The following is a 13,265-nucleotide window of genomic DNA, read 5'->3' on the forward strand; positions in this document are numbered from 1 at the left end:
ATTTTCTTCTTTATTGTTCATACTACAAAAAGATGTACAAAAGGAGGCTACTACGTTGCAAAAGAATGCTCGTGGATACGTACAAGATTCTTTTCAATCATTACAAGAAGCGAAACATTGTTTAGAAGATGCATTACAAACTGTTGAAGAAGATTTTAATCGTGCACGTATTGAACAATCCCTTTACGCTGTAGAACAAGCATTACAAAGATGCGATTATACAGTTCATATTTTAGAACAAGAATGAAAACTTCCCATCAAAAGATGGGAAGTTTTTTTTCAAATGGCATACTTCATCATTATTACCGTTATGATTAAAAAATATACAGAATTAACAATTTCTAAAATCCCTACTTTTAATATAGAAATCTTTTTGCCATACAACATAATGGCCCGAATTACACTTGGTACAAATATGAGTGAACACCACGGATTTATAGTAAATACGATTACCGTTAATATAATATGATATCCCCAAGATATAAAACGATACTTCGGATTATTTTTTTCACGAATCATCGTTTTCACATAAAACGTACTTCCTAAAAAATATAGAAATGAAATAAGCGCAATGAATAATGCGGTTCTATCAATAAATTTCATTGAGAAATAATAACTTATTAAGCCACCTATACAAAACACTATAATCGCACAAACATCATTTAGTAATGCTCGTTCATTTTTTTGACGAGCGTAATACATATTTACAATAAACAATGGAATCATTAATACTGCGAATAAAAGAATTCGCCATTCATATAATAAAGAAATCATCCCAAATACAAATGCAATGATAAAATAAACAATTGCAGCGTGTAGAAATTCTTTTTTTCGTCTTTGCCTTATGTACATGAGAAATGGATAAGTAGCTAAATAGATAAAGAACCAGGCTAAAAACAATGGGATATGATAAAAAGTAGGTTTACCAAGTAATACACTTAATAGAAATGGTATGACAAGCATCGCCCATGCACCATGTTGCTTCGGAATAACTAACTTCATTAACTATACACCTCCCCCTTGAAAAAAGTTCTCACCTACTATTATACAAATAATTTTATAGGATAACGGATGTATATTGGATCTATTTTTTGACAGTAAAAAATGCTTCTTACAATATGTAAGAAGCATGAAAGAGGCAAACGAATATGTAAGTCGCGACCCTACCTTATATGAGTATGCTTTTCTATGTCACCTTATGCTCATCTAATATACCGTATTTCTTTTTAAATCTTGTGAGGATCGTAATCCATGACGTACTAAATAACAGCAGGAAAATAACATTCGATATCGCATGACTAAGATCGAAAGAAAAACTTGCGACATAGTAAGCAATAACTGTTTCCCACGTTGCTTCCTGTACAAAACCAAGAAGACCCCATAAATTCATAATCCAGCCAAATAGAAATCCAACGGCAAATCCATATATGAGTCGTCCCCATAGTTTTTTCATCAAAAATGTATTTCGAAGTAATCCTGCTATAAACCCGATCATGCCCCAAGAGAACATTTGCCACGGAGTCCACGGACCTTGTCCTAAAAAAATGTTAGATACAATAGACGCCGTTGCCCCAATCATAAAGCCAGTTTCACTCCCAAAAACAATTGCAGAAACGATAATGACAAAAGAAGTCGGTTGTACACTCGGTAAAATAGAAAATGGTACCCGGCTAACCGCTGCAATCGCCGCTAACACAGCAACGATAACAATTTCACGTGAAACAAACGCCTTCCTTTCAAAACGGACATAGAAAGGTAACATAATGATAGCTAATAAAAACAAACTACTTACCATGTAATACCCGTCCATAATAAGAGTCGTAAAGAGTAGTGTACATATTACAACAGCAAAAATAAATATTATAAATGCAACATATCGTTTGGACACGCTTCGTACACATCCTCCCACGTTAATGCAAATGGCAACTCTCTACGGATGAATCTATTAATAGATGTTGTATAAAAGAAGTTACCACTAAAGAACTCTTTCGGTGCATCATTCATAATGACTTTCCCGTCAAATAACATCATACATTGATCAACGTATTTCGCTGCAAACTCAATATCGTGCGTTGCCATTACAATTGTTGTACCTTCTTTTTGCAACTGTTTAAATAGCTCTCCTACTCTTTCCTTTTTCCATGGATCTAGTCCCTTTGTCGGCTCATCCAGTAATAATAACGTTGGCTTTGACAATAACGTTGTACATAATGCGAGTAGTTGCTGCTCTCCGCCGCTACAATCATGTGGATGACGCTCTTTAAGTGAATCTAACCAGAACTTTTTCAACATTTCTTCTGCTATTACTTTTCCCTCTTCGCCATATAATTCACGCGCACGCTCATAAACCTCTTCCCATACTGTATCAAATGTAAAATGATAGTACGGATGTTGCGATACGTACCCTATACTTTTAAATCGTTCTTTCGAATCAATTTTATGTATCACTTTTCCATTCCACTTTACCTTACCTCTTCTAGCTTTTTGCAATCCTGCTAAAATCGTTAACAATGTAGACTTCCCGGTTCCATTTTTCCCAACTAGAGCTGTCCATTTTCCCTTTTCGATGTTCACTGTTAAATCTCGTAAAATAAGTGGACTACTTTTTTCATATTGAAAAGATATATGTTCTGCACTTAAAATTACTCCTTGCTTTTCACATTGTTCTACTTGCCCATTCCTATATGATATCGCTGAAAAATCATTCATTTTCATTTGCGCTTCTCGCACTGTAAATGGAATCTCTTTCACATTCCACTCTAAAAACAATCTTGGAATTTGCGGAATGAATGGACGGAACTTTTCTACTTCCCACATGTTCGCTATAACCGTTTTAGGGCTACCATCATAAACGATTCGGCCCTTATCCATACAAACGACACGAGTCGCTAGCGACATCACCTCATCTAAACGATGTTCACTTAAAATAATCGTAATTCCAAGTTCTTCATTAATACGCTTTAACAATCCTAAAAACTCTTTCGCTGCAATCGGATCTAGTTGTGCTGTCGGTTCATCCAGTAATAGTAACTTCGGCTGCATGACTAATACCGCCGCTAAATTTACTAGTTGTTTTTGACCACCAGATAAAGTATGAACAGATTGATGTAACAAATCTTGAAATCCTAAAAAGCTAATGAGTTCCGCTATTCTTTGTTGAATAATATGTGATGGTAGCCCGATATTTTCTAAAGAGAATGCTAATTCTTGAATAACTGTATCCATTACGAGCTGATTTTCTGGATTTTGAAATACCATACCAATTTCTTGTGCAGATAATAAATCAGGTACTTCTTCTAATAAAGCACCATCATAATATGTATGTCCAGAACGCGTGCCAATTGGAAGTAACTCCTTTTTGAAATGCTTTAATAAAGTTGTCTTCCCAGAACCTGAACCACCAGCAAGTACTATAAATTCTCCTTTTTGAACAGAAAGAGAAATATGCTGTAACGCTTCTTCATTTTCATCAGCATATATAAATGATAAATTCTTTATTTCTGCATGCGCCACCATATCCATTCCCTTCCTTCCATTACAATCGGTAAACTAATAAACATCATAAATAGGAAAAACATCATTCCATCATATTGCTGGAATAGTATTGATTCCACTTTCGGATAAATGATCAATTTCCCTCCACCATAATAACTAAATATGAATGAGGTTATAAGTAGAATACTTAAATAACTTAACGTGTACCAATCGCGTCTTTCCATTCTATATCGAATATAAGTCGTACGCTTCGTTACACCAAATCCGCGAGCTTGCATAGAATCTGCTGTTTGTAGTGCATCTTCTAACGAACAAACTAATAACACTTGAAGTAACTTCATCCCATTTTTTATACGCTCAATGAGTGAACCCGAATCTAACTGTACACCTTTCGTTTTTTGGACGAGTGTAATTTTCTTTAATCGCCTAATAAATAAAGGAACAAATCGTACTGTAATCATCGTTAACAATGCTACTTTCGGTGAAATTCTTGAAAATAAATATAAAAATTTATGACTCGAAATAATATCGTTATAAGAAGCAAACGTAAACATAATCGTAACTAATAATAGCCCCATAACAAGTCCAAACATACATGCCTCAAGCTTAATCCTGCTATCTCCTAACCAAAATAACGTAGTCGCCCCTCTATGTGTTAATAGCGAATTAAATAAAATTACCATTAAAAAGAATACAATAGTACTCGGCAGCATGTTTCTTATTTTCTCGCCATTTCCTTGCACTATATTTAAGATTACTATTAGTACAATCGCTCCAATTAAAAAAAGAGGATGAAGACACATCATGCATAGTATCATCACCCCAATATAATAGAAAAAATTCACAAAAGGATGTAAAGAAGAAAAGCTTATTTTCATAGTCCTTTACCGAAGGTCCTTTCTTATTTTAATACATACACCCATTCAATTGTATCTCCTGGTTTTACTGTAACTACACCAGCACTACGATTCGGAAATGCACCGTTCACACGGTATTTCCAACCACTTGTATCACTTATATCTTTTTCGTATAAATCATTAATCCCTTTTACGTAAACATCACCTTTAGATCCACTTGCATCAACATCTAATCCTGTACTCTTTAGTACACTATATACAGTAGCACCTTCTTGTACATCAACCTTTTTCGCACCTAATAAGTATCCTTCATGTCCTTTTACCGAGATAGTGACTTGTTTCGCTTGCGGTTTCGGTACTGGTACTGGATCTGGTTTTGGTGGTTCAGGAGTTGGTACTGCCGGAGTCGGTATCGTTTTCTCCTCTTTATTCGGATCTTCCTTTTGCTCCTGCTTCGGTGTTTCTTTCGGCTGATTCACAACCTTTGCTTCTTCTTTTACTTCTGGTGCTTTCGGTTGCTGGGGTTTCTCTTCTTGTACTTTTTGTTGCTCTGGTTGTTTATTTGCAGCAGGCTGTTCCTTTGGTTTCTCTTCTTTCTTTACCTCAGGTTGTTCCTGCGCTTTTTCTTCTTTCGGTTTCTCTTCTACTTTTTGTTCTTGTTTATCTTTCTGCTCTTCTTGTGGTTTCTGTTCCGGTTTAGCTTGTGTCTCTTCCGGTTTCGGTACATCTTTTTGTTCTTCCTGTTTCGCTACTTCTTTTTGCTCTTCTTGCTTCGTTTCTGCCTTCTTCTCAGGTTTTACAGCCGTTTCTTCACATCCGGCTAATAATCCCAATGAAAGAATTAAAGAAATGAACCATTTCATTTTACTCATGCTGCCCCTCACCTTTCATAATAAAGTAAAACTTTAATGAGTGGAGATTTTGTTCATCTCCACTCATTATTAGCCCTCACCTTTTATAATAAAATTAGGAGCAAATGATTGCTCCTAATTTTTGTTAAGCTGCTTTACGTCTCCATAATACATATGCAGAAGCGATACATAATACACCCATACCTACTTGTGCAGCTGCACTATGAGAAGATGCTCCTGTTTGTGGTAATTGATTCTTATTCTTATTCTTATTTGTTTCTTTATTAACTCGTTCGTTATTTACAACAACTTTCAGATTTTCATCTTTTGGTTGTTTTTGTAACTCTTCTTGTTGTTTCGGTTGTTCTACAACTTCTTTTTCTTCTACAGTTGGCTCTGGTTCTACAATTGGTTTCGTATCGATTTCATTCTCTACTACATTTGACCAATCATAAATCGATTTTCCAAGCTCTTTAAACTGAAGTAAAGCTAAAAATGCTTGCTCTGTAGCCATTCCACTACCGTTTTGATCACTTGGTAACCATTTGAACTCACCATTTGGAAGCTGATATGACATTAAATTTTGTACTGCTTTATTAAGACGATTGTGATCTACATCTTTAACTAACGATAGTCCAATAATTGCTTGTGCAGTACTATTAGAATTCTCTTGTCCATCAGCAGCAAAACCACCATTACCTAACTGCTGCTTGTATAAGTAATCCACAGCTTTTTGAATAGCTGGCTTAACGTCTTGTTGTTCTTGATAAGGAGCTAATGCTGCTAATACCATACTTGTTACATCAACGTTACTAGCACTTTCTTTACTACTTGAACTATCATACGTCCAGCCACCGTCTGTATGCTGCGCCTGTAAAAGTGCTTGTACTAAAGCAGCTCGATTCCATTTCGCTTCGGCCGGAACCTCATATTTCTTTGTATCTAATGCAAGTAATGTAAATGCGTATCCTGTAACGGAATTCACTTTATCTGATTCAAATAAATTTTGTACTAAATTTTGTCCCTCTACCTTTGTAGGATCTACATTCATTGCATTCATCATAATAATCGTTCTAGCTAAATCTGTTGCTGAAAAACGATTTAAACGCTTCTTAACTTTTTCAGCTACTGGCTTAACATAGTTTATTTTCGTTTCAAGTGGAACATTTACACCTGAACGAGCAAGTCCAATCGCAACCCAATCACTACCAATTCCATCTTGTAACATCTTTTCTGACGTTTTAGAAATCGCTTCGTTTAATTGTGCGGCTGGGATTTCGATTTTCTCTTGCTTTGGTTGTTCTGTTGTTTTACCTTCGGGTTTTGGTTCCTCTGTTTTACCATCGGGTTTTTCTGGTTTCGGTTCCTCTGTCTTTGGCTCTTCTACAGTTTTACAAGTGCCAAATTTATCTAACGTTTGTTGCAATGTTTCTTGACTCATATTGCTCCAGTCTGCGACGTAACGAAATGCAACAACATCCCCAGACTCTAATTTATAACTATCCGCCCCAACTTCTGCAGATTTGTCATTTACATCATACAACCAAGCGCTCGTTGCTCCGGCCATTAATCCATCGATGCCCTTTATATACGTTCCAAATGACATACTTTCAGATGTTACTTTGTCACCCATAACTTTTTGTAGCAAACTAAAAGCTGTTTCTCCATCTTCAATGGAAACTTCTTTCGGACATAACATAATTCCTTTTTGTGATTCACCAATAATTGCAAGTTTCGCTGTCTTTCCTTCAGCAAACGTAATATGTACTGTATTCGCAAAAGAAACAAATACAAGTGCCACTGCCATTAATGATGTAAGCAGCCATTTCTTTAACATTGCCATCCCAAAATCCCCTCCCTTTACTAACATTCACACAAAAAAAGACCCTTTAAGGGTATGCGGTTGACACTCTCTTTTTGTAAGTGTCGAACAAAAATGTACAACACCTCCTACCCGCATTAACGAGCAGTAAGACCCCCACCTCAAATTCAACGAAAGCAAAGAAGTTAGGTAGGGATCAACTGCCCGTAAATGCCCGATTGGTGAAGGCTAATAATCAGTGGGATGAACAAAATCCCCACTGATTAAAATTTCACTTTATCGTAAATACGATAAACCTATACATTCTACAAATTTTGATTTTCTGTATTATTTTACTATTGACAAAGAATTTTGTCCATGCTTTATCGGATTTATTTTCTAAGAATAATAGCTTAATAGCCTTCCATTATTAGAAGTCATCCCTCACTATGTAAGCTTTTATCACTAACTATAATTCCATCTTCATCTACATAAACATATTCATTCGGTTTCCATTCGACTTCACCAAATTGCAATGAAATATTTCGCTCTCCTTTTCCTTCTTTTACACTTCTATTTGGCATCGTCCCTAACGCTAAAATACCAATATTAATATTTTTTAGCTCCATAGAATCACGAACATATCCATTTACAATAATTCCTGCTAAGTTTCTTTCTTCCGCAATAGCTGCTAAATTATCACCAAGTAACGCACAATTTTTAGAAGCTCCACCATCAACCACTAATACCGTTCCTTCTGGCAGTGTTTGTAACCCCTCTTTTACTAGTACATTATCATCCTTCACTTTTACTGTTGCGATTTTCCCATAGAATTGTTCTTTCTTTCCATAAGATTGAAAAGACTGGCGACATATTTGTAATTCTTGTTCAAATTCATCACATAGATCGGTAGTTTTCCACATCTCTTTCCCTCTTTTCTTTTCCTTTTATATTACATATTCTTGGATTTTTTTCGTTTCCCTGTCTAATGTTGCAATAATTTGTATGTGCTGTGAACGTTATATATAAATGAAGTAAAATAAAGCTTACCACTTGAAACTATTGCTTTAAGTAAAAAGCTTTATTATAATCTATTGCACTCCTATGAAAAACATTTATTTTAGCATAAACATAAGAAGGGATGGATCATAATGATCCATCCCTTCTGTCAAAGTATAATGTCACTAAAAATTCTTTGAAAATCTTAGTTCCAAATTTTATTTACCCATTCAGGATGATCAATAAAAGGATTACGATTATGTTGATATTTTGTAAAAATCACTTCATTACGCTTTCGCTCTAAATCATCGACAGGGTCTTGTTCATTCCATTTTAGTAAAACAGATAGTTTCCCCATGTATGGATCTTTGTTGTTATTCACCTTTTCATTTAGTTCTAAGTCTATTTCGCCGTTGTCTCCTTCGTAACGAACAGCCATGTAAAACAGCATTCTAGCGATATCTCCTTTTACACTATCACGAGGTTCCCAAGAATCACTATCATATTTACATTCTGTCGCTTCCGAATGATTCATACCACCATTATCAAAATCCAGATTTCCACGTGAACTATTTACAGATACATCTGTCGCTCTTAAATGATGCAGATCTGTTCCTGGTCCTGCAGCCGTTCCCAAATCACCGTGTGATTTCGCCCAAACATGCTCTCGGTTCCAGTTATCAACTCCTGAACCATTCGTAAATTTCCCTTGCGAACGCCCAGTATATAAGAGCAACACATTATTTTTATTATTTGGATCTTCATCAGTATCTCTTAGCGCTTCCCAAACCGCACTGTATGATATCTTTGTATGATTATCAATAACATTATGAAGTTCCTTCTTTAATTCTAAACCCGTTTTTCCTATAGCGTTATTATAATATGTATCGTCATAGTTTTTTACAGTAATCTCTTGTGCTGAAAACGTATCTACTTGTGGAGATGCAGAAACTACTTCACCATGTATGATATCTGTGAATGATAGAGATGCATAACCTAAAATAAAAAATGATGATAGTGTAACCAGAGCAAGTTTTGTGTTTCGGAACTTCATATACCCATTTCCCCTTTAAAATATAATTTGAATTGATTAATCAAAAAAGCCTATGTACATAGTTTCTTTTTCATACTGTTCTCCTAAATTTTAGTTTCTTCAATTACATAAACAATTTTTATTTTCACAAAGAATATTCTTCTCTAGTAAAGACTATTAAAATATTCGCTTACAGTAAAAAGTAGTTTAATGATAACTTATAAACTTCAATTTTTTTATGCAATTATACATATTTATTGAATAGTTCATAAAAAAAATTTACATAAAAAAGCTCATTTCTTATCTTTTCAAATAAGAAACAAGCTTTTTTTTTTCCAACTACTAATCCTAATATAGGTCTATCTGTCTCTAAAACTTTTGGAGTTACTTGATGTTTATGTTGAAAATAGAACTACCTTTACTTACTTATTTATTTGGCATCGAATCTATATACTTTTTAACTACTTCGTATACATATTCTTGATTTGCCGCTGCTGTATTCGGGTTGTATTTTCCGCCGTTTGTTTTATTGTTAGATAATACTCGAATTCCTAAGAATGGTACGTCATAAGCTTTTGCGATTTGCGCTGCGGCAGCGCCTTCCATTTCTTCTACAGATGTACCGTATTTTGTATGGAACCACTTAATTCGATCAACTTCATTATTCCAAACGTCTGCTGAACCTATAGTACCTTCCACCACTTTACCTTTTGTATATTTGCCTTTTACTGCATTAGCTGCTGCAAGTAAATCCTTATCTCCCTCGTAGTATCGGATTTTCTCAGCATTTGGATCTTCTCCTGCACTTCCTTCAGAAGCCATCAGGTCCATAGATATCCATTTTGCCGGCTCAATTCCTTGGTTCTCATCCATATTTGTTGTTTTTAATGAACCTATATTCGCGACTTTTTTTCCTAAAACAATATCAAATACGTTTAAATTAGGATCATGCCCGCCTGATGTTCCTTGGTTAATAATCGCTATAGGCTTATATTTTTCAATAGCCACTGCTGTAGCGGCTGCTGTATTTTCCATTCCTTTACCTGTTTTCGCAACGATTACAGGATAATTGTCTACAGTACCTTTATAAAATACAAAAGTTCCAGATTTTTCTTCTTTCACATTTTTTAACCTTTTTGCAAATTTTTCAGCTTCTATTGGCATTGGACCTTGAATTAAGATAGGTTTTTGATTACTTTTTGCCTCTACTACTTGTTTTGGACTAGCATTACATCCTGCAAGTATTGAGAATGATAATACGATAGTAGTTGCTAGAGCACCATATTTTTTCAACAGGTTTTTCTTCATAAATAATCTCTCCTCTTTCTCTTGTTGTTTTCTATACTCGATGTTTTGGTCCAAAGAAAAAAGCTCTAGAAATTGTAGAAGAATCTCTACTTTCTAGAACTACGGTAGTCAAAGTTAATTAAGCAAAAGATGAGACCATTGCTAAATTATAGATCGGTAGCGGCTCAATACAGAAAGCGACCGAATACTTTAACCCGTAGTCCAGTTCTTTCATTGGGAACTAGGTAGAAACGCTCGGACCATATTACCGAGTATATACGAGTGATGTTATTCAAAATTATTATATTGATAATATAACAAACTATTTGTGAATACACAACAAAAATATGAACATTTTTATTTAAACGGATTAAAATGTTCGTTTTTTTAAGTATAACAGATGAAAAACATTATTTTTAAATGGATTGACCCGTTAAAACCCAAAATCCATATACTGAACTAGAATTAGTTCAGTATATGGATTTCAATGAGTTCTCTTTGAAGTTATATAAAGGTATATTTATCTTTTTCCTTCAGTACACGTTACTTTAAAAATAATGAAGTTGTTCAATTTTAGAGGTTCAAGTAGAAAAATCCCACAACATATTATAAATATGCTGTGGGATTTAAATTAAAGTGTTCTTTAAAAAGTAAGCCTTAATAACGATTGTATTTCAAATCCACTGGTTTACTAGCACTTCTTTTTTCAAATATGTAAGGATTCTATATCCCTTTTAATTTCACTATTTATTTCGTTACTTCTCCAAATTGCGCTCTCGTCACTTTCATCAAATCTTCAACTTTAAGCTCAATTTGCACGCCGATTTTCCCTCCGCTTACAATGATCGTTTCAAGTGATTGGGCACTTTCATCAATACATGTAGAAAGTAACTTCTTCATCCCTACTGGTGAACAACCACCGCGAATATACCCTGAAACTTTCGTAATATCTTTAACAGGAATCATTTCAATCTTCTTTTCACTTACTGCTTTTGCCGCCGCTTTTAAATTGAGTTCCTCATCTACTGGGATAATGAACACATGATAATCTTTACTATTCCCTTGAGCGACAAGTGTTTTATATACTTCTCTCACTTCTCTACCAATTTTCCCCGCAACTGATACGCCATCAATTTTCCCATCGTCTGGATCATATGACATCATCGAATATTCAATTTTTTCTTTATCTAATATTCGCATCGCATTTGTTTTATCTTTTTTCATAATGTTCTCCTTAAAAGGTTATTTCATATCATTAAGTTTTCTTTTATTATACACTCTTTTCCATTTCTCCTACATCACTTCACGCTTTTTTCAAAACTGAAAATATTGATATTTCAAAAATCATCTGATATAATTTGGAAAAACTTATGTTAAGGAGAGATTTGTAATGCGAACTTTTAATACTTCTTTCCAACTTCATCATCATACGTAACGCCGTGTATCCGAAGAAAATTTTTCTTCGTGGGTACAGGGCTTTTCCTGTTGACCCACGAAGCGTTCATAAAGCTATGTGGGTATTTTTATACCCGCATAGCTTTTTTTAATTTAAAAGAGGAGTGATTCTAGTGGAAATGAAAAATGTAAAAGGAACAAAAGACTATTTACCAGAGGAACAAGTACTGCGAAATAAAATTAAAAGAGCATGTGAAGATACGTTTGAGCGATATGGGTGTAAACCTTTAGAAACTCCAACGTTAAATATGTATGAACTTATGTCATACAAGTACGGTGGTGGTGATGAGATTTTAAAAGAAATATATACACTTCAGGATCAAGGAAAACGCGAGCTTGCCTTACGTTACGATTTAACAATTCCCTTCGCCAAAGTTGTCGCGATGAATCCAAATATTCGCCTCCCTTTTAAACGTTATGAAATTGGTAAAGTATTTCGAGATGGTCCGATTAAGCAAGGGAGATTTCGTGAATTCATTCAATGTGATGTTGATATAGTTGGTGTAGAGTCTGTCATGGCAGAAGCTGAACTTATGAGCATGGCATTTGAACTATTCCGAACGTTAAACTTAGAAGTAACGATTCAATATAATAATCGAAAATTATTAAACGGTATTCTCCAGTCTATTAACATCCCTACCGAATTAACGAGTGACGTAATTTTATCATTGGATAAAATCGAAAAGATTGGGATTGATGGTATACGAAAAGATGTATTGGAGCGTGGAATTTCTGTAGAAATGGCCGACACGATATGTAATACCGTTTTATCTTGCCTAAAACTTACTATTGCCGAATTTAAAGAAACTTTCAATAATCCACTTGTTGACGATGGAGTAAACGAATTGCAACAATTACAGCAATACTTACTCGCTCTCGGAATAAATGAAAATACGATATTCAATCCGTTTTTAGCAAGAGGACTCACAATGTATACAGGCACTGTGTATGAAATCTTTCTAAAAGATGGCACGATTACATCTAGTATCGGTAGCGGTGGTCGTTACGATAATATTATCGGAGCCTTCCGTGGTGATAATATGAGCTATCCAACTGTAGGGATTTCATTCGGTTTAGATGTTATTTATACAGCTCTATCACAGAAAGAAACCACATCATCAACAGCGGATCTTTTTATCATTCCACTCGGGACAGAATTACAATGTTTACAAATCGCCCAGCAATTGCGCTCTACTACTTCCTTAAAAGTCGAACTTGAACTAGCAGGACGCAAATTAAAACGTGCCCTTAATTATGCCAATAAAGAAAATATCCCGTATGTGCTTATAATTGGCGAAGAGGAAATTGTTACAGAAACAGTAGTGCTGCGAAATATGAAAGAAGGTACTGAAGTGAAGATTCCCCTCTCTTCCTTAGAAAATAACACATTTAATAACTATATATAATAAGCGCCACCCTCATTTGGGTGGTTTTTCTAGTGAAGAAATAAAGTGAAACTATAATCAGTGGGGGATTGTTCATCCCCC

12 protein-coding genes and 1 riboswitch are annotated in these 13,265 nt (G+C 34.9%); of the genes, 2 read left to right on the top strand and 10 right to left on the bottom strand.

The annotated features are described in order from the left end of the window. Positions 1-55: 55 nt before the first annotated feature. Positions 56-247, top strand: coding sequence for a hypothetical protein (locus V7038_RS08675; RefSeq protein ID WP_002110871.1), 192 nt, complete (start codon positions 56-58; stop codon positions 245-247). A 32-nt stretch (positions 248-279) separates the two neighbouring features. Here V7038_RS08675 and V7038_RS08680 read toward each other — a convergent pair whose 3' ends face one another. The 10 genes from V7038_RS08680 to ybaK form a co-directional block, all read right to left on the bottom strand. After that, the gene (locus V7038_RS08680; RefSeq protein WP_002161105.1) at positions 280-1,002 is read right to left on the bottom strand and encodes a YwiC-like family protein; all 723 of its coding nucleotides are present in this window, start codon (positions 1,000-1,002) and stop codon (positions 280-282) included. A gap of 184 nt (positions 1,003-1,186) precedes the next feature. Further along, positions 1,187-1,888, bottom strand: coding sequence for an ECF transporter S component (locus V7038_RS08685; RefSeq protein WP_335469844.1), 702 nt, complete (start codon positions 1,886-1,888; stop codon positions 1,187-1,189). Next, positions 1,861-3,522, bottom strand: coding sequence for an ABC transporter ATP-binding protein (locus tag V7038_RS08690; RefSeq protein ID WP_070128791.1), 1,662 nt, complete (start codon positions 3,520-3,522; stop codon positions 1,861-1,863). The genes V7038_RS08685 and V7038_RS08690 overlap by 28 nt, the downstream gene beginning before the upstream one ends. After that, complete coding sequence (locus V7038_RS08695) at positions 3,495-4,373, bottom strand: energy-coupling factor transporter transmembrane component T (protein ID WP_070139704.1); 879 nt, start codon at positions 4,371-4,373, stop codon at positions 3,495-3,497. Before V7038_RS08695 ends, V7038_RS08690 begins: the two co-directional genes overlap by 28 nt. Before the next feature lie 23 nt (positions 4,374-4,396). Next, positions 4,397-5,224 (bottom strand): DUF4430 domain-containing protein, encoded by an 828-nt coding sequence (locus tag V7038_RS08700; RefSeq protein ID WP_335469846.1) that lies wholly within the window; start codon positions 5,222-5,224, stop codon positions 4,397-4,399. Between the two features lie 124 nt (positions 5,225-5,348). Further along, positions 5,349-7,046, bottom strand: a complete 1,698-nt coding sequence (locus V7038_RS08705) for a DUF4430 domain-containing protein (protein ID WP_335469848.1) — start codon at positions 7,044-7,046, stop codon at positions 5,349-5,351. Between the two features lie 395 nt (positions 7,047-7,441). Next, the gene (gene rraA, locus V7038_RS08710) at positions 7,442-7,927 is read right to left on the bottom strand and encodes a ribonuclease E activity regulator RraA (protein WP_070139707.1); all 486 of its coding nucleotides are present in this window, start codon (positions 7,925-7,927) and stop codon (positions 7,442-7,444) included. A 281-nt stretch (positions 7,928-8,208) separates the two neighbouring features. After that, positions 8,209-9,057, bottom strand: a complete 849-nt coding sequence (locus V7038_RS08715; RefSeq protein WP_335469851.1) for an endonuclease I family protein — start codon at positions 9,055-9,057, stop codon at positions 8,209-8,211. Positions 9,058-9,462: 405 nt separating this feature from the next. Continuing rightward, on the bottom strand, positions 9,463-10,344 hold the full coding sequence (locus tag V7038_RS08720) for a 5'-methylthioadenosine/S-adenosylhomocysteine nucleosidase (RefSeq protein WP_070139708.1): 882 nt from the start codon (positions 10,342-10,344) through the stop codon (positions 9,463-9,465). A gap of 177 nt (positions 10,345-10,521) precedes the next feature. Next, a riboswitch (purine riboswitch) is annotated at positions 10,522-10,625 on the bottom strand. Between the two features lie 445 nt (positions 10,626-11,070). Beyond that, positions 11,071-11,547, bottom strand: a complete 477-nt coding sequence (gene ybaK / locus V7038_RS08725) for a Cys-tRNA(Pro) deacylase (RefSeq protein WP_070139709.1) — start codon at positions 11,545-11,547, stop codon at positions 11,071-11,073. Positions 11,548-11,897: 350 nt separating this feature from the next. Here ybaK and V7038_RS08730 point away from each other — a divergent pair, with 350 nt between their 5' ends. Beyond that, positions 11,898-13,184 (top strand): histidine--tRNA ligase, encoded by a 1,287-nt coding sequence (locus tag V7038_RS08730; protein ID WP_335469857.1) that lies wholly within the window; start codon positions 11,898-11,900, stop codon positions 13,182-13,184. Positions 13,185-13,265: the final 81 nt, after the last annotated feature.

Source organism: Bacillus sp. JJ783 (assembly GCF_036963225.1).
Classification (GTDB): Bacteria; Bacillota; Bacilli; order Bacillales; family Bacillaceae_G; genus Bacillus_A; species Bacillus_A cereus_U.